General features: G+C 60.1%; 12 protein-coding genes and 1 pseudogene. 3 read left to right on the top strand and 10 right to left on the bottom strand.

Annotated features, from left to right (window positions below; all coding sequences use genetic code 11):
- Nucleotides 1-106: 106 nt before the first annotated feature.
- The 3 genes from C4J92_RS10800 to gcvA all read right to left on the bottom strand — a co-directional run bounded on the left by C4J92_RS10800 (nucleotide 107) and on the right by gcvA (nucleotide 2,696).
- On the bottom strand, nucleotides 107-868 hold the full coding sequence (locus tag C4J92_RS10800) for an SDR family oxidoreductase (RefSeq protein ID WP_124370312.1): 762 nt from the start codon (nucleotides 866-868) through the stop codon (nucleotides 107-109).
- 29 nt (nucleotides 869-897) lie between these two features.
- Nucleotides 898-1,725, bottom strand: a complete 828-nt coding sequence (locus C4J92_RS10795) for a DMT family transporter (protein ID WP_124403802.1) — start codon at nucleotides 1,723-1,725, stop codon at nucleotides 898-900.
- A 77-nt stretch (nucleotides 1,726-1,802) separates the two neighbouring features.
- Nucleotides 1,803-2,696 carry a transcriptional regulator GcvA gene (gene gcvA, locus C4J92_RS10790; RefSeq protein ID WP_124403801.1) on the bottom strand — a complete coding sequence of 298 codons (894 nt, stop codon included), beginning with the start codon at nucleotides 2,694-2,696 and terminating at the stop codon, nucleotides 1,803-1,805.
- Between the two features lie 288 nt (nucleotides 2,697-2,984).
- Between gcvA and C4J92_RS10785 the strand changes: the two genes are divergently transcribed.
- The gene (locus C4J92_RS10785; RefSeq protein WP_124403800.1) at nucleotides 2,985-4,259 is read left to right on the top strand and encodes a glycoside hydrolase family 68 protein; all 1,275 of its coding nucleotides are present in this window, start codon (nucleotides 2,985-2,987) and stop codon (nucleotides 4,257-4,259) included.
- Between the two features lie 263 nt (nucleotides 4,260-4,522).
- On the opposite strand, the gene C4J92_RS10780 is transcribed toward C4J92_RS10785, so the two are convergent.
- Nucleotides 4,523-5,164 (bottom strand): glycoside hydrolase family 25 protein, encoded by a 642-nt coding sequence (locus C4J92_RS10780; RefSeq protein ID WP_124403799.1) that lies wholly within the window; start codon nucleotides 5,162-5,164, stop codon nucleotides 4,523-4,525.
- 265 nt (nucleotides 5,165-5,429) lie between these two features.
- Complete coding sequence (locus C4J92_RS10775; protein WP_124403798.1) at nucleotides 5,430-6,731, bottom strand: Nramp family divalent metal transporter; 1,302 nt, start codon at nucleotides 6,729-6,731, stop codon at nucleotides 5,430-5,432.
- A gap of 288 nt (nucleotides 6,732-7,019) precedes the next feature.
- Between C4J92_RS10775 and C4J92_RS10770 the strand changes: the two are divergent.
- Nucleotides 7,020-7,286: pseudogene (locus C4J92_RS10770) on the top strand (lactonase family protein); the annotation flags it as partial.
- Nucleotides 7,287-7,301: 15 nt separating this feature from the next.
- Here C4J92_RS10770 and uxuA read toward each other — a convergent pair.
- From uxuA to manD, 5 genes are all read right to left on the bottom strand, one after another.
- Nucleotides 7,302-8,477 (bottom strand): mannonate dehydratase, encoded by a 1,176-nt coding sequence (uxuA, locus tag C4J92_RS10765; RefSeq protein WP_124403797.1) that lies wholly within the window; start codon nucleotides 8,475-8,477, stop codon nucleotides 7,302-7,304.
- Nucleotides 8,478-8,496: 19 nt separating this feature from the next.
- Nucleotides 8,497-9,954 carry a mannitol dehydrogenase family protein gene (locus tag C4J92_RS10760; RefSeq protein WP_124403796.1) on the bottom strand — a complete coding sequence of 486 codons (1,458 nt, stop codon included), beginning with the start codon at nucleotides 9,952-9,954 and terminating at the stop codon, nucleotides 8,497-8,499.
- Nucleotides 9,955-9,977: 23 nt separating this feature from the next.
- Nucleotides 9,978-11,270, bottom strand: a complete 1,293-nt coding sequence (locus tag C4J92_RS10755) for an MFS transporter (protein WP_124403795.1) — start codon at nucleotides 11,268-11,270, stop codon at nucleotides 9,978-9,980.
- A gap of 66 nt (nucleotides 11,271-11,336) precedes the next feature.
- Nucleotides 11,337-12,368, bottom strand: coding sequence for a Zn-dependent oxidoreductase (locus tag C4J92_RS10750; protein ID WP_124403794.1), 1,032 nt, complete (start codon nucleotides 12,366-12,368; stop codon nucleotides 11,337-11,339).
- A gap of 67 nt (nucleotides 12,369-12,435) precedes the next feature.
- The gene (gene manD, locus C4J92_RS10745; protein WP_124403793.1) at nucleotides 12,436-13,647 is read right to left on the bottom strand and encodes a D-mannonate dehydratase ManD; all 1,212 of its coding nucleotides are present in this window, start codon (nucleotides 13,645-13,647) and stop codon (nucleotides 12,436-12,438) included.
- 224 nt (nucleotides 13,648-13,871) lie between these two features.
- Between manD and kdgR the strand changes: the two genes are divergently transcribed.
- A complete protein-coding gene (gene kdgR / locus C4J92_RS10740) occupies nucleotides 13,872-14,654 on the top strand; it encodes a DNA-binding transcriptional regulator KdgR (RefSeq protein ID WP_124403792.1) in 783 nt (260 codons plus the stop codon).
- The last annotated feature ends 91 nt before the right edge of the window (nucleotides 14,655-14,745 follow it).

The raw sequence follows: 14,745 nt of genomic DNA, 5'->3' as shown, positions 1-14,745 counted from the left end.
AGTTCGCCTGCGCACACTAATTTAATTAACAACTGTCACTGACTACTTGTTGCGCTGGCGTGTTGCTGCGACTCAGGAAAGTGCGAATAAAACATAGGCAGGCTTTTTATTTACCCCCCGTCACATCAAGGAACGTACCCGTAACGAACGATGCCTCTGCGCTGGCCAGCCATAGAATGGCCTGTGCCACTTCCTCCGGCTGACCGCCACGGCCCATGGGAATCGAATCCTTGACGCGATCGACCCGTCCCGGCTCGCCGCCGCTGGCGTGCATGTCGGTATAGATATGCCCTGGGCGAACACCGTTAACGCGTATGCCCTCCCGCGCGACCTCCTTGGCCAAGCCAATGGTAAACGTCTCCAGGGCGCCCTTTGACGCCGCATAGTCCACGTACTCGCCGGGGCTGCCGAGGCGCGCCGATGCCGAGGAAACATTGATCACCACGCCGCCCGGACCGTTATGCCGGTAAGCCATGCGCTTCACCGCCTGCTGGGCACAGAGGATCGGCCCTATGGCATTGACCGCAAAGATGCGCTGCATGCGTTCGAAACCGAGGTCTTCCAGGCGTGACTGAGTCGCCAGTACCCCGGCGTTATTGACCAGCACATCGATTCGCCCGAACGTATGGTCGATGGCGCTGAACAACTCGGCGACCTGTGCCGGGTCCGCACTGTCGGCCTGCATGGCCAGGGCTCGGCGCCCGAATGCTTCGACCTGCGCCACCACTGCCAGGGCCGCAGGCTCATTGGCCACGTAGCTGATCGCGACATCGTAGCCTCTTGCAGCAGCCAGCCGGGCGGTGGCTGCGCCCACTCCGCGACTGCCACCGGTTATCAGAATAAGCGGTGCCTGTGAGACGTTAACCATTGAAATAACCTCCCGAGCCGTCAGCCCTGTCAACCGATTATGAGAATGCCGCTGGCGATCACTGCGCACGCCAAGACCCGCCGTGCCGTGAGCGTCTCGCCGAGGAACAGGTAGCCAATCAACGCCGCGAACAACACACTGGTTTCGCGCAATGCCGACACCGCGCCCAACGGCGCTTCGTTCATGGCGTAGATGACAATCCCATAGGCGAGCAACGAGACCAGCCCGCCGACCACTGCGGTCAAAATGCCGGGCCGCACGCGGAACAAGCTGCGGGCGTCGCGCAGGCCGATGTACACCACTGGCATCAGCACGCCCCACAACGCGCACATCCACACCGTGTAGCCGAGCGGCGCGCCGGAGAGCCTGGCGCCAATGCCGTCAACCACGCTATAGGCGGCGATGAAGCAGCCGGTGCCCAGCGCATAGGGCAAGCTGGGCACCGACAGCCTGCGGCCTCGGAACGCCAGGGAAATAATCCCGCCTGACACCAGCGCAATACCGAGCAACTCGCCGGGGGTGATGCTTTCGCCGGCAAAAACGGCAGCTCCAAGCGTGATCAGCACCGGCGACGAGCCACGGGATATCGGGTAGATCTGCCCGAGGTCACCGACCCGGTAACTGCGCACCAGAAACAGGTTGTAGCCCACGTGCAGCAATGCCGACAGCAGCGCATAGCCCCAGCTCTCAATGGCGGGCGGCACCAGAAACGCAGCGGCGACGACGCAGGTGATGGCGATGGCGATGCACATCACCGTCATAGACCAGAGTCGATCGGCACCGCCACGCAGCAGTGCGTTCCAACTGGCATGCAGCAGCGCGGCGAAAAGCACCAGGCAGATCAAATGAATAGGCATGCGCCATCCTAGCAATCCAACGCCCTGCCTTCAGCGAAGTCTCTTCATCGCAGCATGAGCAAATCCTCAGATCCGGCTCATTGCACTTTCAGCGCCTCACTGCTCAACCAACGGCGAAAGTTGACGATATGCGGCTGCGCTTCGATGCCCTTGGGGCACACGAAATAGTAGGCCAGCGGCGATGGGAACGGCACATCGAACAGCCGCACCAGGCGGCCATCGCTGATTTCGTTCTCCACATGCCGACTGCGCACCAACGCCACGCCGTGGCCGAGCAAGGCGGCCTCGACCGTCATGTTGGTGTCGCCAAACCTGACACTTTCCTTGAGCGGCGAAAAGGCCAGCCCGACACTGTCAAACCAGACCTCCCATTTCGGCGCCAGCTCGGCGCCGTCGCGGATCAGCAGCGGAAACTGCAACAGTTCTTCCGGGCTGCGCGGTGTCCCCATACGCCGCAGCAATTCGGGACTGGCCACCGGAAACACCTGCTCGCCAAACAAAAACTCTGTATGCAGGCCCGGGTAATTGCCCTTGCCCAGCCGGATCGCAACATCGGCCTGGTTGCCGGAGAAGTGGATGATGTCGTCCGTGGTGTGCAGCGACACCAACAGCTCGGGGTGCTGGCGAGCCAGGTTCGGCAAGCGTGGCAGCAGCCATTTCAACGCGAAGGAGTAGGTGGTGCTGACGCTCAGGCGCACCCTGCCTTTTTGCTCGCGCAGATCGCCGAGGGTCGCCTCCAGGCTCATGAAGAACTCCCGCACGATAGGCGCCAGCGTGGCCCCTGCCGCCGTGAGGCGTAATGCCTTGCCGCGTTCGAACAATGGCAGCCCCCACAACGCCTCCAGATGCCTGAGCTGATGGCTGACCGCGCTCTGGGTGACATGCAGTTCCTGCGCGGCTGCCGTAAAGGTCGGGTGCCGGGTGGCAACTTCAAACGCGCGCAGTGTGGCGGTCGGCGGCAGGTCTCTCATGGGTGGGTGTCCGGCGAGTGGTTGGAAAGCGCTGAGCATGAGCGTTGGCTCATGTGAGTGGCAAGTGCGGCGCTTATTACCGTCATCCATTTAAACCCAGGACCATGAGGGCGCCTACACAGCGCCAAACTTCCATAAAAACCCTTAGGTGAAACGTATCAGCTCATCGAAAAACCTTAATTATGCATAAATGCATTTTTTTCCTTGACCCGAAGGATAGAGTCTTCTAAAGTCAAATCACTGTATATGAATACAGTATTATCTACCTTCATGGACGAGGTTCACCTTATGAAAAGCATCACCGCGAAATTTGGCAAAACGCCCCATCAACCCAGCCTGTGGACCCGCGCCGATGCGCTGAAAGTCCGCGCAGACGACCCCACCACCACCCAGCCACTGGTGAGTGCCGACTTCCCGGTACTGAGCGACAAGGTGTTTATCTGGGACACCATGCCGCTGCGTGATATCGACGGCAACATCACCTCCGTGGATGGCTGGTCGGTGATCTTCACCCTGACCGCCGACCGCCACCCGACCGACCCGCAATACCTCGATCAGAACGGCAACTACGACATCACCCGCGACTGGAACGATCGCCATGGTCGGGCAAAGATGTACTACTGGTTTTCCCGCACCGGCAAGGACTGGAAACTCGGCGGCCGGGTCATGGCTGAAGGGGTTTCGCCCACCGTTCGTGAATGGGCCGGCACGCCGATCCTGTTGAACGAACAAGGTGAAGTGGACCTGTACTACACCGCAGTCACGCCAGGCGCGACCATCGTCAAGGTGCGTGGCCGCGTGGTGACCACCGAGCATGGCGTCAACCTGGTGGGCTTCGAGAAGGTCAAGCCGCTGTTCGAGGCCGACGGCAAGATGTACCAGACCGAAGCGCAGAACGCGTTCTGGGGTTTCCGCGATCCGTGGCCGTTCCGCGACCCGAAGGATGGCAAGCTGTACATGCTGTTCGAGGGCAACGTGGCTGGCGAGCGTGGCTCGCACACGGTAGGTAAAGCGGAAATCGGCGATGTGCCGCCGGGTTATGAAGACGTCGGCAACTCGCGCTTCCAGACGGCCTGCGTCGGTATCGCCGTAGCCCGTGATGAGGATGGAGACGACTGGGAAATGCTGCCGCCGCTGCTGACCGCAGTCGGCGTCAATGACCAGACCGAACGTCCGCACTTCGTGTTCCAGGACGGCAAGTACTACCTGTTCACCATCAGCCACACCTTCACCTATGCCGACGGGGTAACCGGGCCGGACGGGGTGTACGGTTTTGTCGCAGACTCGCTATTCGGCCCTTACGTGCCCTTGAACGGTTCCGGCCTGGTCCTGGGCAACCCGTCTTCCCAGCCCTTCCAGACCTACTCCCACTGCGTGATGCCCAACGGCCTGGTGACTTCGTTTATCGACAGCGTACCTACCGGCGAAAGCGGGACAACGATGCGTATCGGCGGCACCGAGGCACCAACGGTGGGCATCAAGATCAAGGGGCAGCAGACATTCGTGGTCGCTGAATATGACTACGGTTACATCCCGCCGATGCTTGACGTCACGCTCAAGTAAAGCGCTACAGGGCTTTGAGGCAACGGGTTTGAGTTCGATGAGAACCCGTTGCTGATACGCCTGCCTCATTGCGATGTTGTTTGGAAATTCTGTTGAACAACGCGCAGTCACCACCCTTCGGGACTGGCTACAGGAATGTAGCCAGTAACGGATCAGGTCTTATCGCAGCGACGCTGACAGTCAAAATATGCCAGCGACCTTATCAGCGCAGGGGTATCCCGCCTGGAACAACGGCCCAATCGGAGCCGTTGTGCTGTTTGCCTTCAAGGCTTGACCCAATCCAGATCCACCGCGCCCTGGATACCCTCGACCTGACCCTTGCTGCTGTGTTGCCACCACTGCCAGCTCTTGCCGTGTTTGCTCCAGGTTTGCGGCACGGTGGGTTCAGCGACTCCCCAATGGGCAATCCACAGCGGGCATTCGCTGAAGTCATATTTGCGCCAGGCCACCCTGTTGCTCCAGATGCTGGGCGACGCATAGATATGCGGATACGCACCCTCCAGCAGCGACACCCTGACAAGCGTCACCAGTTGGAACAGGGCATCAGCCATCTGATCCGGGGTGGCCCCTTCGTTGCGATTGGTCTCGACATCAATGGCCAGGATGTCCTGCCCGACGTTGAATTCCACTTCGGCGAGCCGGCCCTTGATATTGGCCAGTTGCTCGCACGGCGTGCTGCTCAGCGCACGGAAATAGTGGTACACACCGGCCTTCAGGCCGTTCGTTTTCATCCCTTGGAAGTTTTCGACGAACCTGGGATCGGTGTAGTCGCCACCCTCCGTCATCTTCGCTATCCCATGGGTGACACCCGCGCCCGCCACGCGCGCCCAATCGATGTTGCCCTGCCAGCGCGACACGTCAATGCCACGTGCGTTTGCATCGTTGATCGGTCCTTCGCAACTCATATCTCTTCCCCAGCTGTGGATGTCTTGTCGTCGCATCTTTTCATCGACGACCAGCCGCCATGCACTATCGGGATACCGCACGAGGCTTTACATCCAACCCGCTCATGCAGGGCACCGTTCTGATCGAATATTTCGGCGAATCGCCGCACCTGGCAGGCGATGCCTTCGCCAGCCCAGTCTGAAAGAGGTGGCTGCATGGAGTAGCCACCTGGCCCGCTATAGGTCAGCCACCGAGGGGACATTGCGCCCCCCCGGTGGCGCGTTGTCAGGTAAACAGATCGACGCTCAACTGGAAGGCAACCCACAGCGCAAGGCCTGTAGCGAAGAGCAACGCGATGTTTTCAAACAGGTTGTTGCGATATTGCTTGTCCAGCAGCGACTTCTGGTTGGACATGATCAGCAGGCCCAGGGAAATAACCGGCAAGCCAATGATGTTCAACGCGCTGACGCCAATGGTCAGGGTCACGAAATCCGGCATGCCTGGCAGCGACCAGATCAACGGCGTCACCAGGATGAACAGCATGAACCATTTGTGCATCGGGTCATGATGAAACTCCTTGCCGAACTTTTCGCGACGTTCAGGACGAACGTGTTGGAAGGCATCGGTAATCAGCATCGGAAACGCCGTGGTCTTGCCGGAAATGCTGGCAAACAAGGTGGCGAACACGCCGATGAAGAACACATACCAACCCACCGGGCCGAAGAACATTTCCAGGGCCTTGCCCAGATCGCCCAAGGTCTTCACCTCGATGCCGTTGGGCCGCAGGATTTCCGCGCCAACGATCCATATGGCCAGGTTGATGACGATCCCGACGAACACTGCAAACAGCAAATCGTTGCGTTGAACACGCTTGTGCTGCGGCCCGACCCAGCCCTTTTGGCGCATGACATACGGATGCACGAAGTTGGCGATGGAGCCTGCAACCGCGCCGATAACCGATACCGCCACCAGCAGCGCGCCATGCACGCCTTCATCCGGCGGGATGCTGAAGCCGATGGTGCCCTTGACGATGCCGACCACATCAGGACCCGACATCACGGCTAAGGCAATGAAGGCCAGGGTCATGATCGCCAACAGCACTTTCATCACGCCTTCGATCATCGAATAGATATTACGACCTACCAGCATCCACACAGCGAGTACCACCGCCAATGAACACAGCAGCGGCTGGTCGCTTTTAAACAGCATCGCCAGCGACTCACCCGCCCCTTTGATCATGTAGGCGTTCATCAAGTGCCCCATCAACAGGGCGTAGACGAGCATGAACCAGGCGAAAAAGGGATTCAGTTGGGCATAGCCCTGCAGGATGGTCATGCCCTGGTTATTGCACAACTGGAAGCGCGCGATGATGTTTACGATCAGGTATCTCAGGAGCAGCGAGACCGCCAGCACCCACATCATTGCGTAACCGTAATTGGCACCGGCCACGGACGACGTGATCAGGTCACCTGCGCCCAGCCATGACAGTACAGCGATGATTCCGGGGCCCAGCAGTTTGAGTATTCGGGAAAATCGATTTTGCGCGCGCGCCGCAGCCTGGCCTTCGACGGAACGAATGCTCGTCATAGAGGGTATCTCCATTTATTTTTTTTGTGAGAACGAGCGCAGTCGAACACGATAGATACGACGTCGTACAACAATTCTTGAACGAGAGTGTTTAGAAATGTTTCACCAGCGGAAAGTGGGGGCGTCGGGCTGTACGGATAACATTGAACCCGGTCAACGTCTTGCAAACGCTGCACCTGAGCCAAGGCATATTTTTCAATTCTGAGCAAACAGCGATTGCTGTCGCTAAGGCATAGTCATAGGATGACCTACCCACCACAACCGTTTTGCCTACGCGGGCAATCTCCCGAGCGTACCAGCAGCTCGGTATCGGCTTTCGCGGTTGACCCTTCAACAGGCGGCTTGAGCTTTCTTGCGAACTATCCGGTGCAAGAGCAACAGCCACGCAATATCGCTTTTTCACCCAACGGGCGCTGGTTGCTGGTGACGGGCGAGAAAAGCGCCACAGTCGGCACTTACGCAGTCAGCAACAACGGCGCCTTGAAACGTGTCGGCGAAGCGCCGTCGGGCAAAGGCGCGTTATGGATTGAGGTGCTGCAAACGTCGGTAGACTGATCTTGCGGCGCACATTCAGCCCAGCTGTTGACGCACGGCCAGTTCCACACCGCGCAGTTCGGCCAGGCCCTTGAGGCGACCGATCAGCGAATAGCCGGGGTTGCTTTTTCGGTGCTGATCGTCAAGCAGTTGATGTCCATGGTCGGGGCGCAACGGCAAGCGCGGGCCACCTTCGCGTTCGCGTCTGCGCTCTTCTGTCACCAGGGCACTGATGACCCCGACCATATCAACGTCGCCGCCCAGGTGATGAGCTTCATGGAAGCTGCGCGGGTCTGCCTCGCGGCGCGTTGAGCGCAGGTGGGTGAAGTAGATGTAGGGCGCAAAGTGCTTGGCCATCGCCACCAGATCGTTGTCCTCGCGCACGCCATAGGAGCCGGTGCAGAACGTCAGGCCATTGGCCGGGCTCGGGGCGGCGTCCAGCAGCCATTGGGCGTCTGCGGCAGTGGACAGAATGCGCGGCAAGCCGAGCAGGGCACGGGGTGGGTCGTCCGGGTGGATCGCCATGCGCACGCCCACCTCCTCTGCCACCGGAACCACCGCGCGCAGAAAGTACGCCAGGTGTTCACGCAGCCTGGCTTCGTCGATGTCCGCATAGGTGCGCAACAAGGCCCGGAAGTCTTCCAGGCTGTAGTGCTCTTCGGCGCCGGGCAAACCGGCGATCAGGGTGTTGACCAGGCGCTCGCTCTGGGCGGGCGTCAGTTGCTCGAAGTAGGCCCTGGCCTGTTGGATGTCCTCGGCGCTGTATTCGGCTTGCGCATCCGGGCGCTGCAGGATGAACAGGTCAAACGCGGCAAACGCGGTCTGATCGAAACGCAGCGCCCAACCGCCATCCTCCAGCTCGTACGCCAGGTCGGTGCGGGTCCAGTCCAGCACCGGCATGAAGTTGTAGCACACGAGATCAATGCCGCAGCTCGCCAGGTTGCGCACGCTCTGCTGATAGTTTGCAATGTACTCGTCACGCCGGCCGCAGCCGCGCTTGATGTCTTCATGCACCGGGATGCTTTCTACCACCGACCAGCTCAAGCCTGCGGCTTCGATCATCTGTTTGCGCGCCGCGATGGCCTCCACCGGCCAGACCTCGCCATTGGGGATTTCGTGCAACGCGGTGACGATACCGGTCGCGCCGGTTTGGCGAACGTCCGCCAGGGAGATCGGGTCTTTGGGGCCAAACCAACGCCATGTCTGTTCCATGTTTTTTTCTCCTTTCTTGTTAGTTGGGTGCAGCAAAGGTGTGCAAAAGGCTGCTTATGCCGTCGCGGACCAGAGCGCCATAGGCGCCTTGCACGGCATCGCGAAAAGCTGCGCGGTCAGACAACACGGCGGGGAATACTTCGCCCAGATCGAGAAAGGCATCCACCAGGGACGCGCCTTCGAATCGTGCCGCGAGATCGGCAAAGGTGGCGCTTAACGGGTCGTCAATCACCGGCGCCGAACCGTCGGTCAGCGGCTGCGTGCAATAGTGAATCCACGCGGCGATGCCCAACGCGGTGCAGGCAACGCCGCGCCCCTCGTCGAGCAACCGCTGCGCACCGAGAAACCAGCGTTGCGGCAGTTTCTGCGAGCCGTCCATGGCGATCTGACGCAGGCGATGTTGCAGGCTGTCATTGGCAAAGCGCGCCTTCAGGTCGTGAGCATAGGCTGGCAGATCGACGCCTGTCGGCATGTCCAGGGTGGGCGCCGCTTCCTCGGCCATGTAGCGCTCGATGAAATGTGCCAGGTCCGCATCGTTGATAGCGTCGAACACAGTTTCATGGCCGGCCAGCAACCCCACATAAGCCAGTAACGAATGGCTGCCGTTGAGCATGCGCAGCTTCATCGTTTCAAAGGGGCGCACGTCATCCACCATCTGGACGCCCTCCACCTCCCAGTCCGGACGCCCGAGAGGAAAGTGATCCTCGATCACCCATTGGCTGAAACTTTCACAGGCCACGGCCGCACGGTCGTAACAGTCGAGTTGCTGTTCCAGGCGCGCGAAGGATTCGCCGTCCATGGCGGGAACTATCCGATCAACCATGCAGCCAGGAAACGCTACCTGCTCGTTGACCCACTGCTTCAATCCTTCGTCCTGCAGCGCCGCCAATCCACTCACCGCCTGGCGAGTGCGCTGGCCGTTGTCTGGCATGTTGTCGCAGCACAGCACAGTGAACGCCGCAAGGCCTGCAGCGCGGCGCCGGCGCAGGGCTTCAAGGACAATGCCGGGCGCGGTGCGCGGCGTTTGCGGATGAGCGATGTCATGGGCAAGCGCCGGGTCTTCGAGGCGCAACTGCCCAGAGGACGGGCTCAAGCAGTAGCCTTTTTCGGTGACGGTGAGCGTGACGATCCGCGTTTGCGGCGCGGCCATGCGCTGCAACAGCAACTCCAGGTCTGCGCCGCCCTCGCCCACATACAAGGCCTGGCGCAACACACCGATCTCACGCAACGTCACCTGCTCGCGGTCGCGATACTCGGCCACAGAGTAACGGCCGTCCTGCTCGCGCAATTGATCGACCAATGTGCGGTTTGAGCGAAGGTTGGCGCTGCACACGCCCCACTCACTTTGGCCATGACGGTTGAGATGGCGTTGCAGGTAGACCGCCTGGTGAGCGCGATGAAACGCCCCCAGGCCAAGATGCACGATACCGATCTCACGGACAGTGCCGGTAGCGGGCACACGATTCACAACAGGCATCGACACGCTCCTTTCATGACGGGTTATGGCCGGCTGAGGGCCGGGCCTGGCTGCGGGCTGTGTGCTGGCGAGTGTCCGGTATCCGCTACCGAAAGCGGTTTGACATAACGGGCGACACACACGGCGCCAATCACGGTCAACAATCCCGCCAGCAAAAAGGCACTGGTGAACGAACCGGTGAATTGCACCAGAAAGCCGGTCAAGGTCGGGCCAATGATGCCCGAGGTATTCGCCAGGAAATGCATGAAGCCACTGACGCCGCCCACCCGCGCGGCGGGCACGGTGTCCTGGATGATCGCCCAGTAGATGGCACCGGTGAGGTAAAGGAAGAACACGGCCAAGGCGACGAGGATGACCGCCGGATACAGGGTCTTGACCACGCCGGCAAAGGCGATACACCCCGCGCAGAGCAACAGGCACGTCACCAGCACCACCTTGCGGGAGAACATCATCCGCCCGGTTTTCTTGAACACGAAGTCGGAAATGAACCCGCCCAGGGCCAGGCCGAGGAAACCCAGGACCCAGGGGATGACCGTGGCGATGCTCATGTCCTTGACGTTGAGGCCGTGGGCCATGGTCAGGTAACTGGGGAACCAGGTCAGGAAGAAAAACAGCGTGTAGTTATAGGAAAAGAACGCCAAGGACGTGAACAGCACCGTCGGCTGCTTGAGGTAGAACCGCAGCGGGAACACCGGCTGCGCCGCCAGCTCGCTTTGGCTCTCAGCCCGCACAATACTCTCGGCGCCCTCGCCTTCAGGCCGTTCCTTGACGAATTTGTACCACACCGCCGCCCACACCAGGCCGATCACCATGATGATAATGAACGACATCTTCCAGCCGTAGGTGACGGCAATGAAGCCCACCACCGGCCCGGAAATCGCCCCGCCCAGCGGCGTGCCGGACATTGATGTGCCGAGCGCCCGCGCCCTGCGCTTGGGGGTGTACCAGTTGTTGATCATCTTGCTCGTCGTGACACTCAGTGGCCCCTCCCCCATCCCGAACAGGATGCGGATCAGCACCAGCGAGGCAAAGCCAATCGTCAGCACCGTGAGCCCACTGAACAGCGACCACAGCACCATCGCCAGCAACAGCGTGGTTTTCGCGCCGTAGCGGTCGGCTGCCCAGCCGCCGATAAAGTTGAACACCGCATAACCGACGAAAAAACTGCTGAAGATCATGCCCATCTCACCCGTGGTCAGACCGTAGTCTTTCTGGATGAACGGAGCCGCGACGGACAATGCCGAGCGATCCAGGTAGTTAATGACGCCTGCCAGGAACAGCATGATGATGATTAACGTGCGGCCTTGACCAAACATTGGAACCTCCCGCTTCTTGTGTTTATTCGGTGAGGGTGCCCGCGGGGCACGAGTCTCTGCAGACTGCTATTGCTTGACGCCGCTCAGCTCCACGAGGACCTTGCGGGTTTGCTCGGGATGGCTTTCGATCAAATCGATGGCCCCCGGCATTTCGTCGAAGCTGACGCGATGGCTGATCAGTTCCTGAACGTGTAATTTGCCGCTGGCGATCAGTTCGATCACCCTCGGGAACTTGCGATTGTTCAGGCGCGACCCCACCAGCGTCAGTTCTTTCTTGATCATTTCCAGCTGCACCAGGTCGCTCGGCACCGCATTGAACCCCAGCAGGCCGATACGCCCTGCGGGCGAGGCCAGGCGCACCATTTGCGGCATCAGTGCCGGGATGCAGGCCGCGTCGACGATCAGCGGTACGCCTTCGCCATCGGTCAGCTCGCGCAGGGTTGCCTCGACGTCGACATCCTTGCCGTTGAGCGTGCGGCTGGCACCGAGTGCCTTGGCGGTTTCCAGGCGTGTATCGATGACGTCGGTCACGGTGATATCCGTCAGCCCCAGCGCCCGGGCCATTTGCACCAGGGTCAGGCCAATCACGCCCGCGCCGTAGATCAACAGGCTGTCGCCCGGGTGGGGCTGCATGCGATCGAGCACGTTGAGGGCAATGGAATAAGGTTCAACCAGCGCCGCATGGCTCAGGGACATCGAGTCAGGCAGGCGGTGGGCATTGGCAGCCGGCACACAGACCTGCTCACTGAAGCCGCCATCGCGGTGTACCCCGATCACTTGCAGCCGCGTGCAGACGTTCGGGCGGTTGATCCGGCACGGGTAGCAGGTGCCGCAGCTGATGACCGGGTCGATGCACACGCGGTCACCGACTTTCAGGTTTTCAACGCCCTCGCCCACTTCGCGCACCACGCCGGAGAACTCATGGCCGGTCACCCTGGGAAATTGCACAAAGGCGTTTTGCCCATGGATGATGTGCATGTCCGAGCCGCAAATACCGGCGTAGGCGACGTCAACCTTGACTTCACCCTGCGCCACTTGCGGTACATCGACGTGTGCGAGGCCGAATTCAAAAGGTGCTCTTACTTGAAAAGCTTTCATCGGGTTTCTCCAGCCAGGGTGGGTGGCGCCCTGTGTGCTTGTTGTCATTGATCAGTCGAAACAGCGCTTACCAGTGCCAGAGCGTGCCGTCTTCCAGACGGTTGACCGGCAGGCTGGCGCGCTTGTAGGGGTATTTCGCCGCCAGGCTCTCGTCGATATCGACGCCGTGCCCCGGCGTTTCGCCGGGCGTGAAATGGCCATCTTCAAAGCGATAGGCGTGAGGAAAGACTTCGTCGATCCGTGCGTCGTGGGGCATGTGTTCCTGGATGCCGAAGTTGGGCACCCAGGTATCGAAATGCAACGCCGCCCCCATGCACACCGGCGACAGGTCGGTTGCGCCATGAAAGCCGGTGCGTACCTGATAGAGCGCGGCAAAGTCGGCAATGCGGCGCACGTGGGTGATGCCACCCGCATGCACCAGGGTGGCGCGGATGTAGTCGATCAACTGTTCCTGGATCAACTCCCGGCAGTCATGAATGGAGTTGAACACCTCACCCACCGCCAGCGGCGTGGTGGTGTGTTGGCGGATCAGGCGGAAGGCTTGCTGATTCTCGGCCGGGGTGCAGTCTTCGAGCCAGAACAGGTTGAAGGGCTCGACCGCCTTGCCCAGGCGCCCCGCTTCAATGGGCGTGAGGCGATGGTGCACGTCGTGCAGGATGTGCAAGTCATCGCCGAAACGCTCGCGCACGGCGGCGAAGAGCTTGGGCACATGGTTCAGGTATTTGGCGGTGTCCCACACATGCTCGGCAGGCAGGTCACTGTCGGCCGGTTCATAACGCTCACCGCTGCGTTTGGCCACGCCATAGGTGGTGGCGATACCGGGAATCCCGCACTGTACCCGCACCGCCTTGTAACCCAACTCGACATGCCGGGCGACTTCGTCCAGGCAACCTTCGATGTCCTTGCCCGTGGCATGCCCGTAGACCATCACGCGCTCGCGGCTTTTGCCACCGAGCAACTGGTACAACGGCATCTGCGCAGCCTTGGCCTTGATGTCCCACAAAGCGATGTCCACGGCGGCAATCGCGGTCATGGTCACCGGGCCCCGGCGCCAGTAGGCGCCGCGATAGAGGTACTGCCAGATATCCTCGATGCGCTGGGCATCGCGACCGATCAGGGCCGGCAGCACGTGTTCTTCAAGATAGGCCACCACTGCCAGTTCACGGCCATTCAAGGTCGCGTCGCCAATGCCGTAGATGCCGGAATCAGTGACGATTTTCAGGGTGATCAGGTTGCGACCCGGGCAGGTAACAATGACGCGCGCTTCAATGATTTTCATGAAGTCAGGCCTCTAAGGCAGGAGATGGGGCGGATGACGCGGTTTGCCAGGTTTTTCCTGAAATTACTCTCATCAGCAGGCGCCTTTTTTATTTTTAAAACGGCGTTTCATTCGTAGCTTGTGGCCGAGTTTTAATCAGATTTCCTACACCGTCAAGAAAAATGAAACAGCGTTTTGATTCGCCAGCGTATATCCTTGGACTTTCCGTTCCCGTTGGAGCCTTCATGGACAACAGCACCATCCAGAACAATGAACTGGTCTCTGCCGTCGGCCGGACCATGGCCGTCCTTGAAGCACTGGCCGAGCATCCAGAGGAAAGCGGCGTGTCGGAAATCGCGCAGAAACTGGACATGTCCAAAAGCACGGTTTACCGCTTTTTGCAGTCACTCAAGGCCCGCGGCTATGTGGTGCAGGATGCCGAGGATCGCTATCGGCTCAGCGTCCGGCTATTTGAACTGGGCGCGCAGGCCCTGCCCCACCTGGACATCGTCCGCGAGGCGGAACCGGGCATGCGGCGTATCAACGAACTGACCGGCGAGACCGTGCACTTGGGCATTCTTGACGAAGGCAGCATCGTCTACGTGCACAAGATCGACTCCAAATACAATCTGCGCATGTACTCGCGCATAGGCCGGCGTGCGCCGTTGTACTGCACAGGTATCGGCAAAGTATTGATGGCGTGGCTGGAGCAGCCCGAGTTGATCGCTCATTTGCAGGAAGAAAGTTTCGAGCGCCGCACGGCCAACACACTGACCAGTGTCGAGGCGTATCTGCAAGAACTGGAAGTGGTTCGCGCCCAGGGCTACGCCGAAGACCATGAAGAGTTCGAAGACAATATGCGCTGCCTGGCCGCACCGATCCGCGACCGTTTCGGCCACGTCATCGGTGGCCTGAGCGTGTCATTCCCCTGCTTTCGCTTTCGCGAAGAACTTAAACAGGACTACGTCACCCGGCTGATGGAAACCACGCGGCAGATTTCCAGCCAACTGGGCTGGCATGTGAAGTAGCCGATGCTGGATAAAATCTGCCTGCGTTGGGTTAATCAGCAGGCAGCCAACTGGTCGAGGAGTGGCGCGCCCTGAAAATGCGGCCGTGTAA

The sequence above is a fragment of the Pseudomonas sp. R3-18-08 genome (assembly GCF_003852065.1).
GTDB lineage: Bacteria > Pseudomonadota > Gammaproteobacteria > Pseudomonadales > Pseudomonadaceae > Aquipseudomonas.
Note: the sequence above shows the minus strand (reverse complement) of the source record. Positions and strands in the feature narration are given on the sequence as shown.

What these genes read in the sequence shown, in the direction of transcription:
- C4J92_RS10800 (WP_124370312.1), bottom strand. Translation starts at nt 868, where the DNA reads ATGGTTAACGTCTCACAGGCACCGCTTATTCTGATAACCGGTGGCAGT.
- C4J92_RS10795 (WP_124403802.1), bottom strand. Translation starts at nt 1,725, where the DNA reads ATGCCTATTCATTTGATCTGCCTGGTGCTTTTCGCCGCGCTGCTGCAT.
- gcvA (WP_124403801.1), bottom strand. Translation starts at nt 2,696, where the DNA reads ATGAGAGACCTGCCGCCGACCGCCACACTGCGCGCGTTTGAAGTTGCC.
- C4J92_RS10785 (WP_124403800.1), top strand. Translation starts at nt 2,985, where the DNA reads ATGAAAAGCATCACCGCGAAATTTGGCAAAACGCCCCATCAACCCAGC.
- C4J92_RS10780 (WP_124403799.1), bottom strand. Translation starts at nt 5,164, where the DNA reads ATGAGTTGCGAAGGACCGATCAACGATGCAAACGCACGTGGCATTGAC.
- C4J92_RS10775 (WP_124403798.1), bottom strand. Translation starts at nt 6,731, where the DNA reads ATGACGAGCATTCGTTCCGTCGAAGGCCAGGCTGCGGCGCGCGCGCAA.
- uxuA (WP_124403797.1), bottom strand. Translation starts at nt 8,477, where the DNA reads ATGGAACAGACATGGCGTTGGTTTGGCCCCAAAGACCCGATCTCCCTG.
- C4J92_RS10760 (WP_124403796.1), bottom strand. Translation starts at nt 9,954, where the DNA reads ATGCCTGTTGTGAATCGTGTGCCCGCTACCGGCACTGTCCGTGAGATC.
- C4J92_RS10755 (WP_124403795.1), bottom strand. Translation starts at nt 11,270, where the DNA reads ATGTTTGGTCAAGGCCGCACGTTAATCATCATCATGCTGTTCCTGGCA.
- C4J92_RS10750 (WP_124403794.1), bottom strand. Translation starts at nt 12,368, where the DNA reads ATGAAAGCTTTTCAAGTAAGAGCACCTTTTGAATTCGGCCTCGCACAC.
- manD (WP_124403793.1), bottom strand. Translation starts at nt 13,647, where the DNA reads ATGAAAATCATTGAAGCGCGCGTCATTGTTACCTGCCCGGGTCGCAAC.
- kdgR (WP_124403792.1), top strand. Translation starts at nt 13,872, where the DNA reads ATGGACAACAGCACCATCCAGAACAATGAACTGGTCTCTGCCGTCGGC.